21 protein-coding genes and 1 pseudogene are annotated in these 23,510 nt (G+C 69.0%); 7 read left to right on the forward strand and 15 right to left on the reverse strand.

Annotated features, from left to right (window positions below):
- Positions 1–134: 134 nt before the first annotated feature.
- Entirely contained in the window at positions 135–1,610 is a 1,476-nt protein-coding gene (locus G3I71_RS19970; RefSeq protein WP_343243007.1) for a family 43 glycosylhydrolase, read from the reverse strand.
- A 366-nt stretch (positions 1,611–1,976) separates the two neighbouring features.
- Between G3I71_RS19970 and G3I71_RS19975 the strand changes: the two genes are divergently transcribed.
- On the forward strand, positions 1,977–2,768 hold the full coding sequence (locus G3I71_RS19975; RefSeq protein WP_164316164.1) for an IclR family transcriptional regulator C-terminal domain-containing protein: 792 nt from the start codon (positions 1,977–1,979) through the stop codon (positions 2,766–2,768).
- A gap of 339 nt (positions 2,769–3,107) precedes the next feature.
- Here G3I71_RS19975 and G3I71_RS19980 read toward each other — a convergent pair whose 3' ends face one another.
- The 8 genes from G3I71_RS19980 to G3I71_RS20015 form a co-directional block, all read right to left on the reverse strand.
- On the reverse strand, positions 3,108–3,902 hold the full coding sequence (locus G3I71_RS19980; RefSeq protein WP_164316165.1) for a citryl-CoA lyase: 795 nt from the start codon (positions 3,900–3,902) through the stop codon (positions 3,108–3,110).
- Positions 3,895–5,061, reverse strand: coding sequence for a CaiB/BaiF CoA-transferase family protein (locus G3I71_RS19985; RefSeq protein ID WP_164316166.1), 1,167 nt, complete (start codon positions 5,059–5,061; stop codon positions 3,895–3,897). The genes G3I71_RS19980 and G3I71_RS19985 overlap by 8 nt, the downstream gene beginning before the upstream one ends.
- A 3-nt stretch (positions 5,062–5,064) precedes the next feature.
- Complete coding sequence (locus G3I71_RS19990) at positions 5,065–6,540, reverse strand: amidohydrolase family protein (RefSeq protein WP_164316167.1); 1,476 nt, start codon at positions 6,538–6,540, stop codon at positions 5,065–5,067.
- 4 nt (positions 6,541–6,544) lie between these two features.
- Positions 6,545–7,069, reverse strand: a complete 525-nt coding sequence (locus tag G3I71_RS19995; protein ID WP_164316168.1) for a DoxX family membrane protein — start codon at positions 7,067–7,069, stop codon at positions 6,545–6,547.
- Positions 7,066–7,950, reverse strand: a complete 885-nt coding sequence (locus G3I71_RS20000) for a dioxygenase (RefSeq protein WP_164316169.1) — start codon at positions 7,948–7,950, stop codon at positions 7,066–7,068. Before G3I71_RS20000 ends, G3I71_RS19995 begins: the two co-directional genes overlap by 4 nt.
- 502 nt (positions 7,951–8,452) lie before the next feature.
- Positions 8,453–9,340 (reverse strand): pirin family protein, encoded by an 888-nt coding sequence (locus tag G3I71_RS20005; protein WP_164316170.1) that lies wholly within the window; start codon positions 9,338–9,340, stop codon positions 8,453–8,455.
- Positions 9,341–9,478: 138 nt separating this feature from the next.
- The gene (locus G3I71_RS20010; protein ID WP_343243008.1) at positions 9,479–10,525 is read right to left on the reverse strand and encodes an amidohydrolase family protein; all 1,047 of its coding nucleotides are present in this window, start codon (positions 10,523–10,525) and stop codon (positions 9,479–9,481) included.
- A gap of 29 nt (positions 10,526–10,554) precedes the next feature.
- The gene (locus G3I71_RS20015) at positions 10,555–11,862 is read right to left on the reverse strand and encodes an RNA-guided endonuclease TnpB family protein (protein ID WP_164316171.1); all 1,308 of its coding nucleotides are present in this window, start codon (positions 11,860–11,862) and stop codon (positions 10,555–10,557) included.
- 28 nt (positions 11,863–11,890) lie between these two features.
- On the opposite strand from G3I71_RS20015, the gene G3I71_RS52720 reads away from it, so the two are divergent.
- A complete protein-coding gene (locus tag G3I71_RS52720; RefSeq protein WP_164316172.1) occupies positions 11,891–12,100 on the forward strand; it encodes an Arc family DNA-binding protein in 210 nt (69 codons plus the stop codon).
- Here G3I71_RS52720 and G3I71_RS20025 read toward each other — a convergent pair.
- A complete protein-coding gene (locus G3I71_RS20025; RefSeq protein WP_164316173.1) occupies positions 12,086–12,592 on the reverse strand; it encodes an MFS transporter in 507 nt (168 codons plus the stop codon). The two genes, G3I71_RS52720 and G3I71_RS20025, sit on opposite strands and share 15 nt — an antisense overlap.
- Before the next feature lie 146 nt (positions 12,593–12,738).
- Between G3I71_RS20025 and G3I71_RS20030 the strand changes: the two genes are divergently transcribed.
- Positions 12,739–13,653: a LysR family transcriptional regulator gene (locus G3I71_RS20030; protein WP_164316174.1), complete on the forward strand. Its 915-nt coding sequence runs from the start codon at positions 12,739–12,741 to the stop codon at positions 13,651–13,653.
- 85 nt (positions 13,654–13,738) lie between these two features.
- Positions 13,739–14,233, forward strand: a complete 495-nt coding sequence (locus G3I71_RS20035) for a MarR family winged helix-turn-helix transcriptional regulator (protein WP_164316175.1) — start codon at positions 13,739–13,741, stop codon at positions 14,231–14,233.
- 59 nt (positions 14,234–14,292) lie between these two features.
- Here G3I71_RS20035 and G3I71_RS20040 read toward each other — a convergent pair whose 3' ends face one another.
- Positions 14,293–14,454, reverse strand: a complete 162-nt coding sequence (locus tag G3I71_RS20040; protein WP_164316176.1) for a hypothetical protein — start codon at positions 14,452–14,454, stop codon at positions 14,293–14,295.
- Positions 14,455–14,508: 54 nt separating this feature from the next.
- On the opposite strand from G3I71_RS20040, the pseudogene G3I71_RS20045 reads away from it, so the two are divergent.
- A pseudogene (locus G3I71_RS20045) lies at positions 14,509–14,985 on the forward strand (transposase); the annotation flags it as partial.
- Positions 14,986–15,487: 502 nt separating this feature from the next.
- Here the strand turns inward: G3I71_RS20045 and G3I71_RS20050 are convergent.
- Both G3I71_RS20050 and G3I71_RS20055 read right to left on the reverse strand, forming a co-directional pair.
- Entirely contained in the window at positions 15,488–16,372 is an 885-nt protein-coding gene (locus G3I71_RS20050) for a phytanoyl-CoA dioxygenase family protein (RefSeq protein ID WP_164316177.1), read from the reverse strand.
- A 13-nt stretch (positions 16,373–16,385) separates the two neighbouring features.
- Positions 16,386–16,985, reverse strand: a complete 600-nt coding sequence (locus G3I71_RS20055) for a TetR/AcrR family transcriptional regulator (protein ID WP_343243009.1) — start codon at positions 16,983–16,985, stop codon at positions 16,386–16,388.
- A 352-nt stretch (positions 16,986–17,337) separates the two neighbouring features.
- On the opposite strand from G3I71_RS20055, the gene G3I71_RS20060 reads away from it, so the two are divergent.
- On the forward strand, positions 17,338–18,975 hold the full coding sequence (locus G3I71_RS20060) for a long-chain fatty acid--CoA ligase (RefSeq protein ID WP_203730819.1): 1,638 nt from the start codon (positions 17,338–17,340) through the stop codon (positions 18,973–18,975).
- Between the two features lie 369 nt (positions 18,976–19,344).
- Here the strand turns inward: G3I71_RS20060 and G3I71_RS20065 are convergent, their stop codons facing one another.
- Together G3I71_RS20065 and G3I71_RS20070 are read right to left on the reverse strand one after the other, a co-directional pair.
- Positions 19,345–20,094, reverse strand: coding sequence for a nucleotidyl transferase AbiEii/AbiGii toxin family protein (locus G3I71_RS20065; protein ID WP_203730821.1), 750 nt, complete (start codon positions 20,092–20,094; stop codon positions 19,345–19,347).
- Positions 20,013–20,336 (reverse strand): hypothetical protein, encoded by a 324-nt coding sequence (locus G3I71_RS20070; RefSeq protein WP_164316178.1) that lies wholly within the window; start codon positions 20,334–20,336, stop codon positions 20,013–20,015. The genes G3I71_RS20065 and G3I71_RS20070 overlap by 82 nt, the downstream gene beginning before the upstream one ends.
- Positions 20,337–20,715: 379 nt before the next feature.
- On the opposite strand from G3I71_RS20070, the gene G3I71_RS52725 reads away from it, so the two are divergent.
- A complete protein-coding gene (locus G3I71_RS52725) occupies positions 20,716–23,355 on the forward strand; it encodes a DEAD/DEAH box helicase family protein (RefSeq protein WP_164316179.1) in 2,640 nt (879 codons plus the stop codon).
- The last annotated feature ends 155 nt before the right edge of the window (positions 23,356–23,510 follow it).

Raw genomic sequence — 23,510 nt, forward strand, 5'->3', positions numbered from 1 at the left:
CGGGAGAAGCGGGGGAAGAACTCGGCCGCTGCGCCGAGGAACCACGGGGCGCCGCGGGATCTCGCGTCCTGCCGGCCGACGCGCCGACTCGGTGTCGGCGGGCCGATGCCCGGGGGCCGGCCGGTGCGTGGTTCTCACGTACGTGTCCACTGGGAGGCGGCGGTCGCGGCGCAGGTTCGCTGTTCGAGAAGGGCCAGGTTCGCGGTCGAGGCGCCGACGACGTTGACGCACTTGCCGCTGTGGCGGGCCCTGAGCTGGTGGTAACCGTCGCTGGCGACCCACTCGAACTGCTGGTTGCCGGCGGAGCGGCAGGGGTACTGGATGATGCCCGCGCCGTCGGCGGTGGACGCGCCGCTCACGTCCAGGCACTTGCCGCTGTTGAGGCTCTCGATCTGGAAGTAGCCGTCGCCCACGTCGACGAAGCGCCACTGCTGCCAGGCATTGCCGTACCAGGTGTACTGGCCGACCTTCACTCCGTCGTCGGTGTTGGGCGCCTGGACGTCCATGACCTTGCCGCTGTTGCGGTTGGTCAACCGGTAGTACGTCACTACGGGTTCGCCGGACGGAACAGTCAGGGCGGTACTCGTGGCCTCCGGGACACCGAGGTTCGGAGATCCGTCCGCGTTCCAGGTGATCTTCTGGATCCGGGTGGTGCGGGTGGTACCGCAGCTCTGGGAGGACGAGGAGTTGGCGTGGTAGACGATCCAGTCCTCGGTGCCGTCCGGGGACTGGAAGAAACCGTTGTGGCCCGGGCCGTACACGCTGTTCGCGTCGTTGCGCTCGAAGACCGGCTCCGCGCTCTTCACCCAGGAACTCGCGTCCAGCGGGTCACCGCCGGAGAAGGTGAGCAGGCCCAGCTTGTAGTCCGGGCCCTGGCACGCACTCGCGGAATAGGTGAGGAACGTCTTCCCGTCGTGCTGCAACGCGACCGGAGCCTCGTTCATCGGGGTGCCCTGCGTCTCCCAGGAGTAGGTCGGGGCGGAGATCCGCGTACGGGACCCGGTCACGGTCCAGGGGTCGCTCAACTCGGCGATGTAGATGCTCGGGTCGGAGCCGGCCCACTGCGTCGTCGACACCCCCGACCAGGTGAAGTACAGCCGGCCGTCGATGGTGACCACGCTGCCGTCGATGCCCCACCAGTCGTCGGCGCCGAAGATCATGCCCTTGTACGTGTACGGGCCGAGCGGATCGGTGCCGGAACTCTCCAGCACGTGCACGCGCTGGGCCTCGATGTCACCCGTACCGGCGGAGTAGTAGATGTACCAGCGTCTGCCGTTGGGGCCGTCGAGCAGGTGCATCTCCGGCGCCCAGATGTAGGTGTCACGGCCGGTGGCGTGGGCGCTGAACACCGGCACCGGCGAGGCCGCCTTCAACGCCTCGACGGTAGGCGCCTTCCGCATCGTCAGCGGCCCGCTGTACGGCGTCGTCATCTCGTAGTAGTTACCGTCGTAGTACGTCATGTACGGGTCCGCGCCGGAACTGTTGAGCGGGTTGGTGAACGTCGCCGTGGCCGCCCGCGCACTGGGCGCGGCCGCCACAGTCCCGACCGTCAGGCCACCGATGACGACGGCGAACGCCGCCACCGTGGAGCACAGTCGGCGGACTAACACAGAGCTACTTCTTGTGATGCGCATGACAGACTGCGGCTCCTCGCTGCGGGAGGGTGGTCGTCACGGTGGAGCTTGTCCACGGAGCGACGGCGCCGGACGGGAAGGGATGCGGCAATTGCAAGGACCCGCGGCTCACATCGCGGGATATCCCTTGGAAAACTTGGGCGAGAATCAACGGCCCATTTTTGTTCGGAATTTAGAACGTCGTTCGATGATTCGGCCAGACGCTAGAGGGGGCACCGGGACATGTCAAGAGAGTGGGAGGAAGATGGCCGGAGCCTGTGTCTCCCTTGGCAAGGGTCCGCATCGCGGGCACCCGTTAAGCTGGTGAAACACCGCAGGCGGGATCGCAGTCGAGGAGCGCCGTTGCCACGCCGGGGAGCAGGACCGGATTTCATCGAGGCGCTCGCACGCGGCTTGGAGGTCATCGCCGCGTTCCGGCCCGGGCAGCCGCAGATGTCCCTGTCCCAGATCGCCGACGCGACCGGGCTCGCCAGGCCGACCGCGCGCCGGATTCTGCTCACCCTGGAGGAACTCGGCTACGTCCGCTCGTCCGAGACGAGGTTCGCGCTGACCCCCAGGGTCCTCGAACTCGGGGTCGCCTACGTGCGTTCCATGGGCTTGTGGGACATTGCCCGGCCGCACATGGAACGACTTGTGGAGCAGACCGGCGAATCGTGCTCCGTGGCCCAGCTGGACGGATCCGACATCATCTACGTCGCTCGGGTGGCCGTTGCCAAGCTGGTGACTCTCTCGGTACAGATCGGAACGCGTTTCCCGGCACTGCAGACCTCCCTGGGCAAGGTGCTGCTCGCAGCCCTGCCCGCCGAGGACCTGGAGCGGGTGCTCACCGAACCGTCCCGCTCGGGGCTGACGCCCTCCTGGCAGCCCAGACGGCAGGAACGTGACATAGAGCTGCGGGAGGTGCGCGCCCGCGGATGGGCGCTCACCGATGAACAGTTGGCGCCCGGCATCCGGTCTGTCGCGGCCCCGCTGCGCGACGGCTCGGGCCGGGTCATCGCGGCGGTCAATGTCAACTGCCACGCGGCCGAGACCTCGCTGGAGCGGCTCGTTGAGCATCATCTGCCGCTGCTGCTACAGACCGCGGAAGACATCAGCACGGATTTCGCCCGTCTCTCCGCGGTGCCGCACCGCTGACGCGACGGCGCCCGTGCGGACGTCTGCCCGAGGCGTGTCCCGCTTCCTCGACGGCTTCGGGATCGAGTGGTGCGGGTATGAACTCCTGGAGCCGGTCCGCGCAGGCGTCGGCGAAGAGTTTTCGCCGGCGGCGATGGACTGCCCGGTGATGTGGGCCGACTCCTTCGACACCACGTACACGATCACCGGTGCCGCGTCGCGAACAGCGCCATTTCGTCGGGATCCCCCGGGCGCTGTGCGACGTCCTCGACCGAAGCCGGGCCGCCGTGGCCCCGTGGTCTGCGGCGGGAGCGGACAGGCGGGGTGCCGCGCATCCGCCCCACCACAGGGGACACCGGCTCAAGGCCGAGGCGGAACGGGCCGGTTGTTGAGGTCGACCGACAGGAAGATGTCGTTCGCGACGGGGTTGCGGATCTCCTCGGCGAGCTGGCCGATGAGGCCTGCCGTGCGGGCCAGGAGGGCGAAGGCACGCAGCAGTTGCAGCGGGAGACCGAGGTCTGCCAGCGCGGCGCCGCAGACGCCGGCACCGTTGAGGGGCAGCGTCCTGCCCAGCACCTGCGGGTGGACCCGGCCGATGGCCGCGAACAGCGACAGATGCGGGCCGAACAGGCCCTCTTCGGTGGCGATGTGGAACAGTCGCGGGGTACGGGGATCGCCCTGCTTGTGGACGTGGTGTCCGAGGCCGGGTACCAGCTGCCCGGCCGCTCGGGCGGAGCGTACGGTGGCGAGGGCGAGTTCGTCCCAGCCGGCGTCGTCGGCCGGGTGGGTGTCCTTCACCGTCGACAGTGCGTCGTGCAGGAACCGGCCGCAGTCCTCGGTCACGCCGAGGAAACGTGAGCCGCCGCCGAGGAGCCCGGCGGCGAGGGCGCCCTGGATCGAGTCCGGGGCCGACAGGTAGGTCAGCCGGGTCGTGATCGCGGTGGGGGTGAAGCCGTGGTCGGCGAGTGCGGCGAGTACGGCCTCGAAGACCCGTGTCTCTCCGGGGCTGGGGCGCCGCTGTGTGGCCAGCCAGAACGCCAGTTCCCCGAAGCCGACCTCGCCCATCACGTCTTCCGCGAGGTTCTGCCCGAGCAGGGTGATGCTGTCGAGGGAGGACGCACCGAGTGCGGTCGGGTACTCAGGCCTCTCAGACATCGTCGTCCTCCAGCCACTTGCGCACTTCGGCTCCGTGTTCGTCGAGTTCGGGCGGGGGCAGCCGGTAGGCGGCGGGGGTCCGGGAGAAGCGGATCGGGTGCCGTGTGGTGGGTACGGCCCGCTCGCCCTGGCCGACCTCGACGACCGGGTCGAGTCCGAAGCGTTCGGCCATGGCGAAGCCGCCGTCGATGGTGTTGATCGGCCCGCAGGGGACCCCGGCCTCGATGAGCAGCTCGAACCACTCCAGGGCGGGCCTCGTTCGCAGCTGCTCGGCCAGGAGAGGCCGGAGCTCTTCCCGGCGTTCGGTGCGGTCGGCGTTGTGCCGGAAGCGGGGGTCGTCGGCGACCTCGGGGACGCCGAGGACCTCGCACAGTTTGCGGAACTGGCCGTCGTTGGCCGCGGTGACGATCAGGTCCTGGTCGGCCGTGGGCAGCGGCTCGTAGGGGAAGACGCTGGGGTGTGCGTTGCCCATGCGGTAGGGGACGGTGTCGCCGGCGACGTAGGAGGAGCTGTGGTTGACCAGCCCGGTCAGTGCCGAGGACAGCAGGTTCACCTCGACGTGCTGGCCCTGGCCGGTGGCGTCGCGGTGGCGCAGTGCGGCGAGGACGCCGATGACGGCGTGGTTGCCCGCCATCACGTCGAAGACCGAGATGCCTGCCCGGTAGGGCGGCCCGTCCGGGTCACCGGTGAGGCTCATCAGCCCCGAGATCGCCTGGACCATCAGGTCGTAGCCGGGCACGTTCCGGCCGGGCCCGGATCCGAAACCGCTGATCGACGCGTAGACCACGCCCGGGTTGCCGGTGCTCACCGAGGGATAGTCCAGTTCGTACCTGGCCAGTCCGCCCGGCTTGAAGTTCTCGATGACCACGTCCGCCCGCCGTGCCAGCTTCCTGGCCAGCCGTGCGTCGGCCTCGTCGCGGAAGTCGAGCGCGATCGACCGCTTCCCGCGGTTGATGCCCAGGTAGTAGGTCGACACCCCGTCGCGCACCGGTGGCATCCAGCTGCGGGTGTCGTCCCCTTTAGGGCCCTCGACCTTCACCACGTCGGCGCCGAGATCCGCCAGCAGCATGGTCGCGTAGGGACCGGCCAGGATCCGGGAGAAGTCCGCCACCAGCAGACCGTCGAGCGGTCCTCGGGAGCCGCCTGAGCCGCCGTTCATGGGCTATGCCTCCTCGTGCTGCACGGCGACACCTTCGCCGCGGTACTCGCTGTAGGTGTACGGGTTCGAGATCGGTTCGTCGGTCGGGATCTCCGGCTCGACGGCCTCCCGCCAGGCATCCTCACCCATGGTGGTGCGGGCGTACTCGACGGTCGCGGCGACCGCTGTGCGGGCCCGCTCCAGGTCGACGCCGACCAGCTCATGGGCGTACTTCACCACGGTTCCGTTGACGAGCACGGTGTGTACGTCGGCGCGGGTGGCCTGGTAGACCACGTGACCGTAGGGGTGCAGGATCGGGTACATCGCGGGGCTGCGGTCGTTCTTGAGCAGGACCAGGTCGGCCTTCTTGCCCGGGGTCAGCGAGCCGATGGTGTCGCTGAGGCCGAGCACTCCGGCGCCGCCGATCGTCGCCCATTCCACGACGTCCCGCGCGCGCAGCCGGTTGTGGACCACCGTCTCTCCGGCCGCGTGGGCCGCCATGTGCTCGCGCGTGCGGTCGGCCGACAGGGTCGCGCGCATGGCGGAGAACAGGTCGGCGCTGAACCACACGCTGGTGTCCGTCGACAGCGACACGGGGATGCCGTGGCGGCGCAGCAGCCAGGTGGGAGGGTAGCCTTGGCCGGCGTTGTGCTCGCTCTCCGCCGACACCGAGACCGTGCCGCCGGAGGCGGCGATCCGCTGGTAGGAGTCCTCGCTGAGCGTGGCCGAGTGCACGTAGGTGACGTCGGGCGTCATGAACCCGTGGTCCCACATCAGCCGGATGCCGTTGTCGTCGGTCGCGCCCCACACGCCCGCGTGCGTGGTGACCGGCAGTCCCAGCTCGCGGGCCGCTTCGAACGCCGCCTTTTCCGGGAAGGCCTCGTCACCGGTGACGTCGAAGGCGAGCTGCAGGCCGAGCATGTCGTCCCGGCCGGAGAAGTGGCGGTCGACGAACGACCGGAACTCCTTCGAGCGGGTCCACTCCCAGGGGGCTCCGAGCAGGTTGCCGTAGGCGAGCACGAAGCGGCCCGGGACGGCGCGCAGTGATTCGACGGCCGCGTCACCGTGCTCGGGGGTCTGCAGGCCGTGAGACCAGTCCACCGTGGTGGTCACGCCCGCGTCGAGTGCCTCGATGCCGGACAGCAGGTTGCCGGCGTGGATGTCCTCGGGACGGAAGATCTTGCCCCAGTTGAGGTAGTAGAAGACGAAGTACTGGGAGAGGGTCCAGTCCGCCCCGAGGCCGCGCAGCGCGGTCTGCCACATGTGCCGGTGGGTGTCGACCATGCCGGGCATGAGGATGCCGCCGGCGCAGTCCACCACCACGGCGTCGTCCGGTGCCCGCAGTTCGCGCCCGACCTGCTCGATCCGTTCACCGCGGACCAGCACGTCGCCCCGGTCGAGCAAGCCGATCGCGGGGTCCATGGACAGCACCGTGGCGTCGCGGAACAGGACGGGGCGTCCCGGGGCGAAGTCTTCTGTGCGCGGTTGTTCGATCGGCATCTGGTCACCTCGTTGTGGAGTGTGTGGTCGTGGTCCGGGCACGCAGTACCCGGGAGCGGGCGGTCAGCGGCACGACCGCGATGGCCAGACCGAGAGCCGGCGCCGCGAACCCCCACCCGTAGCCGTCCAGTCGGTCCAGCCCGAGCGCGTGGTCGAGCGACCAGGCGCCCGGACCGGTGAAGGCGAGCACAACGGCCACGGCGCCGTACCAGAAGGGCACCTCGCAGCCGCCTTTCTGGGCCCAGAAACCGTTCGGTGCGGTCGCCGTCGCGGCGACGGTCATCGTGCCGACGACCACCGCGCAGCCGCCGGGCGTCAGCAGCCCGGCCGCGACCGAGGCCGCTCCGGCGAGTTCGGCCAGGGCGGCGACGAGCACCATCCGCCGGCCGGGCACGAAGCCCCACTGCTCGAAGACGGCGGCCGTTCCGGCGCGCCCTGCGCCGCCGAACCAGCCGAACAGCTTCTGGGTGCCGTGGCCGAACAGCAGCGCGGCGAGCAGCAGCCGTAGCAGGAGCAGCCCCAGGTTCACGACCGCGGCCCGCCCGCGTCGTCCCGGGACTGGAGCACGAAATCGAACTCGGCGTGCAGATAGGGCTCGTCGATCGTGCCGCCGTCGGGACAAGGGCCGGCCGGTTCCTCGGCGAAGCGCACGATCAGCTCGTCCTTGGTGCCGAACACGACGTCGGTGTCGAGGAATGCGGAGCCCTGCCGGAACAGATGGGTGATGAGCTTCTCGTAGCCGGGGTGGTCGATGAGGAAGTGGATGTGCGCGGGACGGAAGTAGCTGATGTCCGTCCTGCTGACGAGGTCACCTACCGGGCCGTCCATCGGGATCGCGTAGCCGCGTGGCGCGATCGTGCGCACGCAGTACGTGCCGTCCGCGCGCGTCCGGTACAGCGCGCGCAGCCGCGCCTCGTCGATCTCCGGGAGCTGGGCCTCGTACGTGCCGTCGGCGTCGGCCTGCCACACGTCCATGACGACGTCCGGCAGCGGGGTGCCGTCGAGGTCCAGCACGCGGCCGGTGACGAACAGCGGGGTTCCCGGGATGCCGTCGGACATGTCGGCGCCGAACGCCGCAGTGGGTGAACCGTCGATGTGGAACGGGCCGAGCACCGTCGCCGGAGTCGCGTCCGGCGAGAAGCGGTGGTTGAGCTGGACGACGAGCGTGCTCAGGCCGAGGACGTCGGAGGCGAGGATGAACTCCTGACGCTTGTCGTCGCTGACCCGGCCCGTCGCGGTGAGCCATTCGACGGCCGCCGCCCACTCCTGTTCGGTGAGCCCGACCTCGCGGGCGTACGCGTGCAGATGCCGCACCAGGGATGTCATCAGCTCGGCGAGCCGGGGGGAGTGAGCGGTGGCCCACCGTTTCACGGCGAGATCCGTGATGTTGTCCTCCGTCACGAAGGCCATGAATCCTCCTTGATTCGATCGACCTTGACCGCGATGCGGACGTTCGTCCGTACAGCGGACATGGTGGCGCATGGTTGACGGATAAATCAAGCCCTCGGGCGAGCAGGACTCACTGGCTGGGTTGAGGTCCGTTCTGCCGCAACCGTGGCCAGTCACCTGTAGGTCGGGCCACCCGTGGGTCGCACCTGACTCCGGGCAGGCGACCGGGCCAGAGGCCCGGGGAGGTCGGAACATGGCGTTGCCGTTGGCCGAGGTGGCCCGTACGTCCTGGACGGCGTCCCGGTGAGCCTTTTCAGCTGACAGAGAGGGCGACGATCACGCATCGTCAGCCCTCGGCGACATCACGCATCAAAGGTCAGTGGTGACCGAGGGCGGTATCGGCTTCGCCGACCACGAAAGTAACCTCTGAATTGCCATCGCGCGCGATGCGGTGAGCATGTTCCTGTATACCTGCCAGAGCCACTTCGACCCGTACACCGCTACCAGCACCCCGAAGCACGCCTCAGCGACCCTCGGGAATGGGGCCGAACTCGCCGTTCTGGTAGTCCTTGATGGCCTGGACGATGCCCTGCTGGTCGTTCATCACGAACGGACCGTGAGCGATGGCCGGCTCGCCGATGGGCAGGCCCGTGTACATGATGGCCTCGGCCTTTTCGGTGGCGCGGACCTCTACACCGGTGAGCCCGGGGTCGCCCGGCGGGAACCAGGCCGTATGGCCGGCCTCGACCGGCATGCGGTCCGGCCCGACGAGGAGTGCGCCGGTGATGACGTAGAGGAAGCCGTTGTGCTCGCCGGGGATCTCGTGGACGAAGTGACCCCCCTGCTCGTATCGGCCGTGGGCGACGGTCGCCGGGTGGACGGTCTCCGCCGGACCGTGGACGCCGTTGACGTCGCCCGCGAAGACCCGGACGCGTGCCCCCGGGCCCTTGACGAGAGGCATGCTGTCGGCCCGCAGATTCTGGTAACGCGGCGGGGTCATCTTCTGGGCGCGCGGCAGGTTGAGCCAGAGCTGGAGGGTCTGCACGGGCTTGCGTTCATAGGCCAGTTCCGCGTGGATGACGCCGCTGCCCGCGGTGACCCACTGGAGGTCACCGGGGCCGAGGACGCCGTGGCCACCGGCGTTGTCATGGTGTTCGAGGTGACCCTCGACAACGAACGTCACGGTTTCGAAGCCTCGGTGGGGGTGCCAGTCGAACCCGACCCGGGAGAACCATGCCTGGTCGAGGAGGACGAAGGGGTCGGATTCCGTCAGGTCGCCCGGGGCCAGCACGAAGGCCGAGTCGTCGACCTGAGGGCTCGGTCCTTTGTGGAGGACGCCGCCGACGCGCTGCGGGGCGCAGCGGCGGGTTGTGCCGCTGATGGTGTCGGGCTCTGCGCTGCGGTCGTTCATCTCGTCCTTCGTTCCACGGTCTTTCCGGCGTCTTGTTACTTGCTTCAACAATATCTGTTGCTGCAAATATTTCCTGTTGGTAGTTCGGCGGTTTCGGGGAGGGGCCGCCTGCCGCACCCGCTCAGATCGACGTGGTGGTTACATTTCGGGCTTATGGCGGTCGGAGCCGCCGTCCCATTCGGTGTATCCGTAGGGGTTGGCGATCTTCTCCGTGTGCGGGGTCTCGGGTTCCCGGGCCGCGCGCCATTCGCGCTCGCCCATCACGGACCTGAAATGTTCTATGGTCTCGGCCACCGCTGCTCGCGCGGTGCCGAGGCTGTCGCCCAGGAGTGCGTGGGCGTGTTTCACGACTCGGCCGTTCACCAGGACGGTGTGCACGTCGCCCCGGGCCGCCTGGAAGACGACGTGTCCGTAGGGGTGGAGGAGGGGGAACATGGCGGGTGACCGATCGTTCTTGATCAGGACGAGGTCCGCCTTTTTTCCGGGGGTGATGCTTCCGGTCAGCGAGCCCAGGCCGAGTGCGTGCGCACCGCCCAGGGTCGCCCAGCTCACGACGTCCTCGGCACGCAGGTGGTTGTGCAGGAGCGTCTCGTCACGGCCGTGGGCTGCCAGGTGCTCGCGGGCCCGGTCGGCGCTCAGGGTTGAACGCATGGCGGAGAACAGGTCGGCGCTCCACCACATGCTGGAATCCATCGAGAGTGACACCGCTATGCCGTGCTTGCGTAGTTGCCAGGTGGGCGGGTAGCCCTGGCCCGCGTTCAGTTCGCTTTCGGCGGAGACCGACACCGACCCTCCTGTGGCCGCGATCCGCTGGTAGGAGTCCTGAGACAGGGACGCGGCGTGGACGTAGGTGACGTCCGGAGTCATGAAGCCGTGCTCCCACATCAGCCGGATGCTGTCGTCGTTCGTCGCGCCCCAGACACCGGCGTGGGTGGTGACGCGGAGGTTCATCTCCCGGGCCGCCTCGAACACCTTCTTCTCGGGAAACGTGGGGTCGGCGGTGACGTCGAAGGCCAGTTGGAGTCCGAGCATGTCGTTGGACGGGGTGAACCGGTGCTCGGCAAAACGCCGGAAGTCGGGCCCGGTGCCCCACTCCCACGGTGCCCCCAGCAGATTGCCGTAGCCGAGGACGAATCGGCCGGGCGTGGCCTGGAGGGCGTCGACGGCGGCGTCGGCGTGTTCCACGGTCTGCAGTCCTTGACATCCTCCCCCTCTTAAAAGAGGGGGATTCCAACCCAGGTGGGTTGAGGTTCACGGACGCTCGAACGGCCGGTGGCCGCTGTCACCCCTCCGGCACCGACTGTTCGCCGGGGGCGGGGAATCCCGCTCTGTCCTGCCGCGACGTTGTTTGCTGCGTTGGTGTCCGCGTTGCAGGTGAAGCCGCAGGAGGAACAGACGAACTCGGCTTGGCTCTTGCGCGAGTTCTTGTCGATCCATCCGCAGGCGCTGCACCGCAGACTCGTGTACGGGGCGGGCACGTCTTCGACGCGTCCGGGGGCCTTGTGCTCGGTGCGCTGACGCAGGAGACCCCAGCCCTGGGCGAGGATGCTCCGGTTCAGTCCGGCCTTGACGGCGCGGCCGTTCTTCAGGAACATGCCGGGCGTCTCGGGGTCGGCCTTCGGCTTGGCCTTGGCGGTCATGTTGCGGATGTTCAGCTTCTCGAAGCGCACCAGGTCGTAGGTGCGGGCGAGCATCGTTGAGGTCTTCTCGCACCAGTCCTTACGCCGGTCGGCTTCGCGGGCCTTGAGTTTGGCGGCCTTCGCGTACTCGGCGGTCTTCTCCGGGCTGCCCTTCTTCGCCCTCGCCGCACGCCGCTGGTGCTTGCGGATCTGCGCCCGCTCTTTGGTCGTGAGCTGCGGACAGTCGAGCGTGCGGCCGTCTGACAGGGCGGCGGTGATCTTCACGCCCCGGTCGATGCCAATGATCTCACCGGTCCCTGGCGCGCCGATCGGCTCGGGGATGACCGCGAACGCGATGTGCCACTGCCCGTTCTTCAGCGTGACGCGGAACGTCTTCGCCGACGGGAGCCCGGTGCGAGTGAGGCGGAAGCGCACCCAGCCACAGCCGGGCACCTTGACCTGCGCCCACCGCTTGTTCAGCTTCTGCACCACCACGGACCGGCCCATGACGTGTTTCTTGGTCTTCGGGTTGATCTTCGCCGTGCCGTCGTCGTTGAACTCGGGTACCCGGTCGGTACCGATGACCCGGAAGCCCTCGTGCTTGAACCGCTTGCGCCAGGTCGGTTCCCCGAACCCGGACGTGAACTTGGCGTTCTTGGCCTTCGCGAAGTCTTTGAGGGCCTGCTGCATCACATCGGCGTTGCCCGCGCACAGCCACTCGTTCTCGCGCCGGGCTTCGGTGAGCTGCTTGCACTGCTCTGCGAAACCAGGCGCGGCCTTGCGGCCCTTGTACCAGTGCGAGTGCTGCTCAACAGCAAGGTTCCAGACGTACCGGGCATGCGCACAGTGTTCGAGCATGACGCTCGCCTGCTCGCTCGTCGGGTATGTCCGGAAACGTGACATGCCGTCACTTTAATGGCACCATGACGGCATGGTCAAATTCACGCTCCGCATCCCCGACGACTTCCACGCCCGGCTGACCACTCAGGCTTCCGACGACCGGCGGTCCCTCAACTCCGAGTTGCTATACCTGCTTGAGGTCGGCCTCACCGCCGTCGCTCCCGAGACGCCGGATCGCCCTGGCGGCGATTCGGCTATCTCTACCCCGCTACGCGGGAGCGGGCATTCACCCCGGCCCTGAAGGACCGGGCACCCTGCCCGGAAGCCAGGTGGACGAGCCCGGCCGGTCGGGATGGGCCTGGCGGTAGAGGTCGCTGAGGTAGGCGGTGGCGGTCGAGGCCATCAGCCCGACCGCCAGCCCGGTCAGGACCCGCCCCGCGAGCAGGCCCGCGGTCGAGGGCCACAGGACCAGGGTCAGTGAAGCCGCTACCGATGTCAGCAGCGCCGGAACGACGACGCGCCGCCGGCCCAGGCGGTCCGAGAGATGACCGAACAGGAGGAAGCCGGCGGCGGCTCCGGTCACCATCGTCGCGAAGGCGACGGTGACGACGGTCGTGGCGAAGCCGTCGCGCTCGGCGAACAGTGGCCACAGCGGGGTGGGAAGGGTACCGAAGGCCATCAGCACGGTGAACGCGGTCGCGACGACCCAGAACCCCCGGGCGTGAGTGGCGCGTACGGAGCCGGCCGAGGCTCGGGGGTGTGCTGGGGCGGCCGTGAGGGGCGGCGTGGACATGTGGATCTCCGCTCAGTGAAGAGGTGGGAAGCGGTCGCCTCACGAACGGCCGCACAGACGGTGCAACCAGGCGATCGATTCCGTTCATCTCCACTCCACGGAAGCTGGATCAGCTGACAGCCATCTCTGCCGGAGATACTTGTGGCATGGAACTTCGCCACCTGCGGCACTTCGTCGCTCTCGCCGAGGAGCTGAGCTTCACCCGGGCCGCCTCCCGGGAGCTGATCGTGCAGTCCGGCCTGTCGTCCTCCGTGCGCGCTCTGGAGCGGGAGGTCGGCGCGAAACTGTTCGTCCGCGGCAGCCGCCCCGTACGCCTGACAGCGGAAGGGCTCGCTCTTCTGCCGGCGGCACGGCGCACTCTGGACGCAGCGGCTGCCGCTCACCAGGCGGTCCAGGGTGTGCGCGGGCTGCTGACCGGATCGCTCCGCATCGGCGCCTACCCCGTCGACATGAGGCTGCTGCCGCTTCCCGCCTGGCTCGCAGACTTCTCGGACGCTCACCCGGGTCTGGAGATCACGGTGCGCCAGGCCGGCGGAGCGGACATGGCCCGCATGGTGGCCGAGGGGGAACTGGACTGCTCCCTGCTGGACCCGGTGCCCGGCATCGTGCCCGGTCTGCGGGTCCTCCCGCTGGCCAGGGAGACGCTGATGGTGGCCTGCCCCGCGAAGCACCCGCTCATCTCGGAGGGCGAGGTCACTCTGGAGCGCTTGAGCAGAGAGCCGTTCGTGGAGACCGATCCGTCCTGGACCACCCGTATGCGCACGGACTCGGCCTTCGCCGCAGCCGGACTCCACCGGCGCATCACCTGCGAGGTCGCCGACTGGACCCTTCTCATCAACCTGGTGGGCGCGGGCCTCGGCGTCGCTCTGGTCCCGCCCAGTTGTGCCCACGTGGCGCAAGCGGGGTCGCCGGACGATGGACCTGTGTCGCTCCTCCCCTTGGCCGCAGAACCGCTGATACGCGAGATCGCGCTCGTCCTGCCCGCCGCAGACGCGTCTTCTCCAGCCGCCCGCCGCTTCGCCACATACGCGCAGGCGAAAGCCCCCGAGCATCGCCTCTGACCTCCCTGATCAAGCCCGCCGGAGGAGGCCCTGATGGCGACCCGCCGGACGAGGCAGGGTTACGCCCGTCCCTTATCGTGGCCGGGTGAGCCCAGCGTCCCGCCCCCACCCGACTGCAGGCCCGCCCCCCGGCGGCGCGTCGCCCGACCCAAGCCGCCTCGCGGTCTGGACCGACTTCCTGCTCGCCCACTCACGGCTGATGAAACTGCTGGAGGAGGAACTGCGGCTGGCTCACGCCATGACCATGGCCGAGTACGACGTGCTGCACCACCTGGCCCAGGCCCCGGGCGGACAACTGCGCATGAGCGAACTGGCGGGCGCCCTGCTGTATACGACCAGCGGCATCACCCGGCTTCTCGACCGCATGACGTCCGCCGGCCTCGTTCGGCGCGAGACCTCTTCCACCGACCGTCGCGTCGTCCACGCCGACATCACCGCTGAGGGCCGTACCCGCTTCCGCGAAGCCGCGCATACTCATCTCGCCGGAATCCAGAAGCACTTCGGCTCCGCCCTGGGCGACGAGGAAGTCGCCCCGGTCGCAGGCGTCATGCACCGCCTCGCAGACCCCGCTCAGCACTGACCAGGCCCACCCGCCCTGTTGAACCACAGGCGTACCGGAGCGCCACGGTCCACAGCTGCTCAGCGGCGCCAGGGCAGAGAGTCATCGCCGCCCGGGTGCCGCAGACGCGCGGCGATGACGTCGGTCAGAGCTCCGAAAGACCGCTGCTGTTCCGCCGTCAGGCCGTCGAGAACGTAGGCGCGCAGGAGTGAGGCGTAGCCGGAGGCGGTGTCCGCGACCAAAGTCCGGCCGCTATCGGTGAGCGCCGCGAACAGCTGTCGGCCGGGAGACGGTCTATGGGCTGTTCCGACGCTGGCAGCGGGACGGCACCTGGCACCACATCTTCGAGCAACTGCAGGCCCGGCCGACGCCGAGGGGCTGATCACCTGGGACGTCTCGGTGGACTCGACCATCGCCCGCGCCCACCAGCATGCGGCGGGTGCCCGCAAAAAGGGGAGCTGCAGATCGAGCCGCCGGGTGGTGTCTTCACCGAGCTCGACGACCATGGGCTCGGACGCTCCCGGGGCGGGCTGACGACCAAGCTCCACCTGGCCGTTGAGCAGGCCCAGAAGCCGATGTCACTGGTGATCGCGCCCGGACAGTGCGGCGACTCCCCGCAGTTCCAGGTGGTCCTGGGGCGTATCCGGGTACCCCGGCTCGGGCCGGGCCGCCCGCGCACCCGGCCGCACAAGGTTCGCGCCGACAAGGCGTACGGCTCCCGCGCGAACCGCGCCTACCTGCGCAAGCGCGGCATCCGCTGCACGATCCCGGAGAAGCGCGACCAGATCGCCAACCGCAAGAAACGCGGTTCCCGCGGTGGCCGGCCGCCGAAGTTCGACAAGGCCGACTCCACCCATGTCCTGGCCGCGGTGCGCGACCTGACCCGGCTGGAACTGGTCACCGAGGCCGTCCGCGCCGTCCTGGAAGAAGTGGCTCGCACCGCGTCGCACTTGTTGACCGGTCTGGTCGATGAGGAGTGGGGGCGTCGCTACGGGCGTCCGGTCCGTCTGGGCAAGAATCCCACCCGGCCCAAGACCAGGATCCTGGCAGCCGGCGACGACGCCTGTCGGCTGCTGGAACACCTCGACCGGCAGGAACCGGGATACCGGTCTGGCCCGCAGGCCGAGGCGCTGCGGCGGATCGTCGTGCAGAACTACTACCGTGACGCGGCAGGCCTCTTACGCTGGCGGACCGCCGACGACGGTGTGACATCTATGCCGCCGCCCCGTGACGGCTGCGCACCTGCCCCGGCGAGAACCCGGAGGCATCACGGGTTCAAGAAGAGCTCTCCAGCAGGCGCTTGGGGTGCATGCCGTCGACCATGCCGAGGAAGGGCGGGTGAATGCTGTAGCCGAGCATCCGCCGGATGTCCTCGGACACCGTCCGCACGGTGTCCCGGGTGGTGGAGAGGGGGAAGGCCTCCTGTGGGCGCAGCCACGGCTCGCAGTACTGGGCCGTGACCGCCAAGCGGGCGTGGTCGGACTGGTTGGCGCCGCCGCCGTGCCACAGGGTGCCGATGAAGAAGACGCAGGAGCCGGGCGGCATGACGGCCTTGGCCCGCGCATCGCCGTCCTGCGGTGTGCGGTCCTGTCCCCAGTTATGGCTGCCGGGCAGGACCACGGTGGCGCCGTTGGCCTCGGTGAAGGCGTCGATGGACCACACGGTGGCCGCGCCCAGCGGCGGCCGGGGACGCGGGACGGGATAGATGGCGTCGTCGGGGTGGAGCAGCTGGCCGTCCTCGCCGGGATTGATGTTGATGACCTGGAGCTGGGAAAGCAGGTAGTTGGGCTGGAAGAGCCGGTCGAGCAGGGCCAGGACGCGCGGGTGGTCGACCAACTGGTCGCACACGCGGGTCTTGTTCAGCACGCTGTAGACGCGCTGGGTGCGCCGGCCCTCGAAGGTGTTGCGGCCGGCCTGGTCCAGCAGCGGCGTCACGCCCGCCCGGATCTCCTCGCACTGCGCCGGGCTGAGGAGGCCTTCCAGGATGACGTACCCGTCGCGTTCCACGGCTGCCAGATCGGCGTCGACCACGGCGGGATCGACCGATGCTCCGCCGCTCGAGGTGGCCTTGTGGCGGCGGGCCAGGTCTGCGTGGAGGCCGTCGAGGGACTCGATGGTCTCCACCCGGTTCTGCCCGGGGGATTGGGAAGAGTGAGGCATGTCGGTGCTCCATTCAGGAGGAGGAGGACGCCAGGCCCACGGCGCCGGCGACGAATGCCCACAGCTGGGCGACGATGTCCTGCGCAGCGGGGCGCGGGCTTCGGGTGAGGGCAACCGAGATCACCGCGTTGGTGCCGCCGAGGGTGGCTGCGGCCAGCAGTTCCGGGTCCCGGTCGGCCGGGATCTCGCCGGCGTGCTGGGCGCGGGCCAGATTGCGGGCTCCCAGGTCGATCAGGGCGTGGAGCTGGCGTGTGTGGGCACCGGCCACCTCCGCGTCACCGCCCAGCCCGCCCAGCACGACAGGGGCCAGGGGTTCGGCGTACAGGAAGGCAACCCAGTCGCGGATGCGCTGCTGTTCACGCTCGCTCCAGGTCGCGGCCTCGTACTCGCGGAGCGCGGCGGCCTCGCCGAGCCGCTCGTAGAAGGCGTCCAGGACGGCAATGAGCAGGCCGCTACGGGTGCCGAAATACCGGTAGGGCAAGCCCGTGCTCATACCGGCCCGCCGGGCCGCTGCCGCCACCTCCAGCTCACCCGTCTCGGCCAGTTCGTCGGCAGCGGCACGTAGCAGTTTCTCCCGTGAGGCCGCACTACGCGGCATCTCTTGTGCAGTCACATTCTCAAATGTAAGTTGAGCTCAGCTCAATTGTCCAGCGTCGGCCGGAGGAGATCACGATGGTTTTCGCGGCTCCGGGACCGGCAGCCTCCAAACCTGGCCCCCTTGTGCCCAGCCACCTCGCCGCTCAGCAGTCATCCCTCAAGCGGCCTGCGGCTTCCAACCCGGCACGAACACGACCCGCCAAAGCCGCCGCGTCCGCCGACCGGTATCCAGTGGCACGCCGCATGTTCCCTGACTGGACTTGCGCAGGGTAATCCGCATGGCGGCGCCCGCTTCCTGACAGCCCCCTCTCCGGCCCCCGCCGCCGCAGCCCGATGGACACCACCCACACCGCACCAGGGAGAGCCGCATGAACACGCCCGCACCCGCAGCCGCCCCGGCGATCGCCAGCACGATGCCGGACATCCCGCTCACCATCACGGCACTCCTGCGCCACGGCGCACGGATCTACGGTGACGCCGAATGCGTGACCTGGACAGGCAACGGAACGCGCCGCACCACCTACGCCGAGATCGCCCAGAACGCCGAACGGCTCGCCGCGGCCCTGGCCGAGCTCGGCATACGCCCGGGAGACCGGGTCGCCACCTTTATGTGGAACAACCAGGAACACCTCGAGGCGTACTTCGCGATCCCCTGCATGGGAGCTGTCCTGCACACCCTCAACATCAGGCTCTTCCCGGAGCAGCTCAGCTACATCGCCGACCACGCCGGCGACAAGGTCATCCTGGTGGACGACAGCCTGATCCCGCTGCTGGCCCGGTGCGTCGACGAGCTGCACAGCGTGGAGGCGCTCATCGTGGTCGGCGACGCAGACGCCTCCGCACTGGGTGACCGGATCCCCGTGCTGCGCTACGCCGACCTGCTGGCCGAACAGGAGCCGGGCTATATCTGGCCGGAGGTGGACGAGCGGGCGGCCGCCGCCATGTGCTACACCAGCGGCACCACCGGCGACCCCAAGGGCGTCGTCTACTCCCACCGCTCGACGTTCCTGCACGCCCTGGCCTCGTCGTCGGCGAACCTGGTCGGGGTCACCGAATCCGACCGGGTCATCGTCATCGTGCCCATGTTCCACGTCAACGGATGGGGACTTCCCTACGTCGCCTTCCTCACCGGCGCGGCCCTGCACATGCCCGGCCCCTTCCTGCAGCCCGGACACCTGACCGCTTTCATGGAGGCCGAGCAGACCACCATCGCCGCAGGCGTGCCGACCATCTGGAGCGCCATCCTCGACCACGGCGTCCGCCACGAGATCGACCTGTCGTCGCTGCGCAAGGCCTTCTCGGGCGGCGCGGCCGTCTCCCCGACGCTGCTGGAGCACTTCGAGCTGCGCCACGGCCTGCACATCGTGCAGGGCTGGGGGATGACAGAGACCACCGCCCTGGGCGGCCTGGCCCTCCCGCCCGCCCGTCCGGCGGACAATCCCCGCTGGCGGCACAGATCGGGCCGCGTCGCCGCAGGAGTCGAGATGCGCATCATCGACACCACCGGCGAGGAACTGCCCTGGGACGGCACCTCAACCGGCGAGATCGAGGTACGCGGCCTGTGGATCACCGGCGCCTACCACCACCACTCCGCACCAGACACCTTCCACGACGGCTGGCTGCGCACCGGCGACATCGGCACCATCGACCACCACGGCTACTTCCAGATCACTGACCGGGCCAAGGACATCATCAAATCCGGCGGCGAATGGATCTCCTCGGTCGAACTGGAGAACCTGCTGGCCGCCCACCCGGCGGTCCTGGAAACCGCAGTCATCGGCATCCCCGACCCACGCTGGGACGAACGCCCCCTCGCCTGCGTCGTGCTCCGCGAAGGAGAAACCGCATCCGCCCGCCAACTCGCCGCCTTCCTGGAAGGCAAAGTCGCCAAGTGGCAGATCCCGGAGCACTGGACCTTCCTCAGCGACCTCCCCAAGACGGCAGTCGGCAAGATCGACAAGAAGCTGCTGCGTTCCCGGTTCCACGCAGAAGATCCACCATCTTGAAGCTGCTGGTCACGGGGCCGGTGTGCGCCGTTGGTCGTGCGTGGGAGACGGGAGACCGCCGCCTTCGGCATCCTGAGCCCGCGGGCAGCACGGCGAGCTATGTCATGAGAGGAAGGGAGGCCAGACGGCGTACCAGGCGTGTGTGGCTGTCCACCGACAGGGTTGTCACCGGCCCACCAGCGAGACCGGAGCTGGGCTCCCGACGACGCTGCCGACCGATCGGAGAATCGAACGGAAGCCGCTGTAGGACCTCCACAAGCACCCCTTCTCCGGGGTTCCAGCCCCCTGTCCTCCCCTGTGCACATGGTCGACGCCGTAGCCGCGAAGGAGCCGCGCCAGTTGGCGCTCAGGTCAACACGGCCGACCGGGTCATTTCTCGTCGAGCCGTTCATCGAGGATCTCGGCAGCCCAGGCGCGCAACCGTCGGCGCATGTCCTCCACCTGGCCGCCATTGATGCCGTATACCTCGTACTCCCGGTCCGGCCAACGGTCGACCGCCCGCAGCGCATGGGCGACGTAACGCGGATCGAACCCGGCGTCGTGCTCCAACGCCAACTCCAGCAGTTGCCCACCCGAGTACCGTCCGGAGGCGAGCGCGGCATTCACGTCGAGGTAATCCCGTGGCGCGGCCCGTCCGAAGAGGATGGTCACCTTGTTGGCCACGGCGTCATCGGCATGCAGGACCGGACCGATCTCCAACACGGCAGGCGGACGAGCCCTCCAGTCACACCCGGGCTCCACCTTCGCCGTGCGCCCCTGTCCATCAGCAACCGCGAACCGGGCGAACACCCCACCGGACTTCTCCACCTCAACAGTGAGGCCCGCCGCCCGGTAGGTCGCAGCCACCACACCGACAGCCTCGGAAAAGGCCACCGGGTCAGCGATGTCCGTGAACAGGTCGACGTCATCCGACAGCCGTTCCAGGAACCCATGCGCCTGAACCGCGTCCCCGCCGGCCAGGACGAAGCCGTATCCCGCGGCGGCTCCAAGACCGATACTGGCGAGCCGGGCGTGAAAGGGATCCATGCAGGCGGATACTACGCAGCCCTGCGGGCCAGCTGCGGGAATCGCCCTTCCCACATCAACCGCGCGCGCGGCGGAAGCCACAGCCTCTGCCACACGGCCGAGAGCAGCACCGGGTCCAGGAACTTCCGCAGCTCCCCCGCATGCATGGCCTCCCGGATGACCGTCTCATAGAACATCCGCAGGTCCACATCGTCCGACAGGTCGTAGACACGCTTCGGCGTCCAGTCCAGCACAGTCGGCAGAGCCACCACCCCGGCTGCCGGACCGGCCAGCTCCTCCAGCGTCTCCGGAACCGCGTAGGGCCGGATCTCCGCGTACCGCACCCGAGACTCCATACGCCCAGCATGCCCCTGCACGAGAGCTGTCCACCGGTCGCTGTGGTGTCCGTCAACGATGTCGTCCACACCCGTGTGGAGAGCACCCACGAGGAGCTCGCCCGCCACAGGCTCACCCCCTACCGGTTGCACCTGCTGAGAGTCCCGGTGCTGCGCCTGTCCCTGGACGTACGGCGCGGAAAGCGGCGCTACCCGCTGGACCTGGACCGGCTGCTGCCCGCCGAGAGGTTCGCCTCGCTGCGCCGCCCAGCGTGCGCCCAGCCAGAGCCCTCATCGGTCGATGCCTCCGGCGCCCACACGGACCAGAAGACCGAGGGACACGAGAACGGAAATGTCCTGATCGGCTGCGGTCCGGTCAGGATTTTTGGATCATTGACCCGTGGATGGCTGGTCCGGGTGGGACGACCCCGCCGAGTTGCGGATCCGGCTCGACGTCGTACTCGAGCAGATCGCCGAGCTCACGGAGGAGAACCGGCGGCTCCGGGAACGCCTCGGAATGCCGGCACCCGACACCGTGCCCGAGCGGCCCGAGGCGGTGGAAAGGCAAGCACCGCCCACGTTGCCCGAGATGCCGTCCGGCAGTGGCCTGCCCTATGCGGACGCGGCCTCCGACCCGCAGGCCAAGGTCGCCCTGTTCCGAGCACTGTTCGTCGGCCGCGTGGATGTTTACGCGAACCGGTGGGTGAGCGCGAAGAACGGCCGGACCGGATGGAGCCCGGCCGAGGAGAACCCCTGGGACAGGGCCAAGTCGGAAGCTGAGCGGGTGTTCTTCCCGCTCACCGACCAGGTGATCTTCCGGCACCTGAGTCGGCCCGAGCCGGGACAGCGCGAACTGCATGTGGGCTTGTACCCGATGTTCCCCGACGACACGACCCAGTTGCTGGCCTGCGACTTCGACGACAAGGACTGGCAAAGCGACGCCGCCGCCTACGTGGCGGCCTGCACAGAAGCCGGGGTCCCCGCCTTGGCGGAGGTCTCCCGCTCCGGGGCTGGCGCACACGTGTGGACCTTCTTCACCGCGGCGGTGCCGGCCGGCCTGGCCCGTGCGCTGGGCATGGCCTTGCTGCGGCGCGCGATCGACGCCCGCGACGGGATGTCCCTGGCCAGTTACGACCGGCTCTTCCCCGCCCAGGACTTCCTTCCCACAAGCTCCAAGGGCGGGGCACGGTTCGGGAATCTGATCGCGCTACCACTGCACGGGGTCTCCCGTACCTCGGGCACCACACTCTTCTGCGACCCTGCCACCTGGACACCGTACGAGGACCAGTTCGCTTACCTGTCGCACACCGCACGCCTGGCGCCCGGGCAGGTGCAGGAGTTGGTGGAAGCGTTGGGCCCGCTGCAGGCCGGCCCCAGCCCGACCACGCCGGTGCTGCCGGCCCGGCCGCGCCGCAGCGCGCTGGGCAAGGCACCCAAGACGGTCAGGGCCAAGGCAGGAGCGATGCTCCGCATCTCCACCACCGGGCTGCCACCGCAACTGATCGCGGCGCTCAAGCACGCCGCGTCCTTCCACAACCCCGAGTTCTACCGACGCCAGAACCAGCGGTTCTCCACCTTCAACACCCCGCGCCTGATCTGCTGCTTCGACGCCACCGACCCGAAGTGGATCGCCCTGCCCCGGGGGCTGCGCGACGAAGCCGCCAGCCTGGTCACCGCCGCCGGCGGCACCTTGAAAGTCACCGGCACCTTCCCCGACCGGGCCCCGATCGGTGCCCGGTTCACCGGCGAACTCACCGCCGTACAGGCCAGGGCCGTCGAAGCGATGACCGCCCACCCCACCGGAGTCCTGGTCGCCCAACCCGGTGCGGGTAAAACAGTGATGGCCTGTGCGCTGATCGCGGTTCACGCCCGGCCCACAGCGATCATCGTCAACCGGGCCGAGCTGCTGGCCCAGTGGCGCGAGCGTCTGGCGACGTTCCTCGACCTCGGTGAGCACGCCGTCGGGTCGCTCGGCGCGGGCAAGGACCGCCGCGGCGGCGTGGTCGACCTGATCATGCTGCAGTCGCTGGCCCATCGTGAGGCCGCCACAGGGCTGCTGGACGGCTACGGCCTGATTGTCGTCGACGAGTGCCACGCCATCGGGGCTCCGGCCGCCGAGGCCGCGATCCGCAAGGTCAAGGCCGAGCGGTGGATCGGCCTGTCCGCCACCCCGTACCGGGCCGATCAGATGGACGCTCTGATCACCATGCAGTGCGGGCCGATCCGCCACGAGATCGAAGACCAGAGCCGCTTCGCCAAACACCTCATCGTGCACCGCTGCCACTTCACCACCGACGAGCCCGGCACCGACGGCGCTTCCATCCAGGCCATCTACGGCGAACTCGCCGCCGACCAGCAGCGCAACCAGCAGATCGCAGCCGACATCGCCGACGCCTACCGGCGCGGCCGGTGCAGCCTGACCCTCACCAATCGCATCGAGCACGTCAACCAACTCTCGTCTGCGCTCAAAGGGCACGGTATCGAAGCACTGCTCCTGCACGGCGGCCTGCCCACGGCCGATCGGGACCGCGTCCGTGCCGCGCTGTCCGGCGCCCGTACCGGTCCCTTGGCGCTGCTGGCGATCGACAAGGTCGCCGGGGAAGGGCTGGACGCACCCGTGTTGGACACGTTGTTCCTGGCCAGCCCCATCTCGTTCAAGGGCAGGGTGATTCAGCAGGTCGGCCGGATCATGCGCAACACCGAAGCCAAGAAGAGCCACGTCGAGGTCCACGACTACCTCGACTGGGAGGTACCGCTGCTGGAGCGAATGCACCACAAACGCCGCAGGATCCTCGACCGCCGAGGATTCACCACCGCGGCCCCGCCACGATCGGACCCGCCGTCGGATCGGACACCGCGTCCCGGCAGCGAACGCGGCACACCCCGCGAGGCCCCCGTGGCCGAGGCCGGAGCGCAGGAGCCAACCACCGCCCAGGTCCGCTCATGGGCCCGAGGCCAGGGCATCGACGTCCCGCCCCGGGGAAAACTGAGGGCGGCGATCTGGGACGCCTACCACGCCGCCCACCCCACGCGTCCGTGAGGATGAACCGTTCCGGGCCTTCTTCGCCCCGCCGAGCAGCCCAGCCAGCCGTTCCCTCGGTGTCCCCACCACGTGCCTGCCCTTCAACCCCGGCGGGTCCGTCATTGTCGGCCCGATCCTACGAACCCGACGGCACCGCCAGGACCGTAGCCGTG

Origin of the sequence: Streptomyces sp. SID12501 (assembly GCF_010550245.1) — a bacterium.
Taxonomy (GTDB): Bacteria; Actinomycetota; Actinomycetes; order Streptomycetales; family Streptomycetaceae; genus Streptomyces.

Coding starts and splice junctions, on each gene's coding strand:
- G3I71_RS19980 (WP_164316165.1), bottom strand. CDS start 3,902: ATGTCTGAGAGGCCTGAGTACCCGACCGCACTCGGTGCGTCCTCCCTC.
- G3I71_RS19985 (WP_164316166.1), bottom strand. CDS start 5,061: ATGAACGGCGGCTCAGGCGGCTCCCGAGGACCGCTCGACGGTCTGCTG.
- G3I71_RS19990 (WP_164316167.1), bottom strand. CDS start 6,540: ATGCCGATCGAACAACCGCGCACAGAAGACTTCGCCCCGGGACGCCCC.
- G3I71_RS20000 (WP_164316169.1), bottom strand. CDS start 7,950: ATGGCCTTCGTGACGGAGGACAACATCACGGATCTCGCCGTGAAACGG.
- G3I71_RS20005 (WP_164316170.1), bottom strand. CDS start 9,340: ATGAACGACCGCAGCGCAGAGCCCGACACCATCAGCGGCACAACCCGC.
- G3I71_RS20015 (WP_164316171.1), bottom strand. CDS start 11,862: ATGTCACGTTTCCGGACATACCCGACGAGCGAGCAGGCGAGCGTCATG.
- G3I71_RS52720 (WP_164316172.1), top strand. CDS start 11,891: ATGGTCAAATTCACGCTCCGCATCCCCGACGACTTCCACGCCCGGCTG.
- G3I71_RS20025 (WP_164316173.1), bottom strand. CDS start 12,592: ATGTCCACGCCGCCCCTCACGGCCGCCCCAGCACACCCCCGAGCCTCG.
- G3I71_RS20030 (WP_164316174.1), top strand. CDS start 12,739: ATGGAACTTCGCCACCTGCGGCACTTCGTCGCTCTCGCCGAGGAGCTG.
- G3I71_RS20050 (WP_164316177.1), bottom strand. CDS start 16,372: ATGCCTCACTCTTCCCAATCCCCCGGGCAGAACCGGGTGGAGACCATC.
- G3I71_RS20060 (WP_203730819.1), top strand. CDS start 17,338: ATGAACACGCCCGCACCCGCAGCCGCCCCGGCGATCGCCAGCACGATG.
- G3I71_RS20070 (WP_164316178.1), bottom strand. CDS start 20,336: ATGGAGTCTCGGGTGCGGTACGCGGAGATCCGGCCCTACGCGGTTCCG.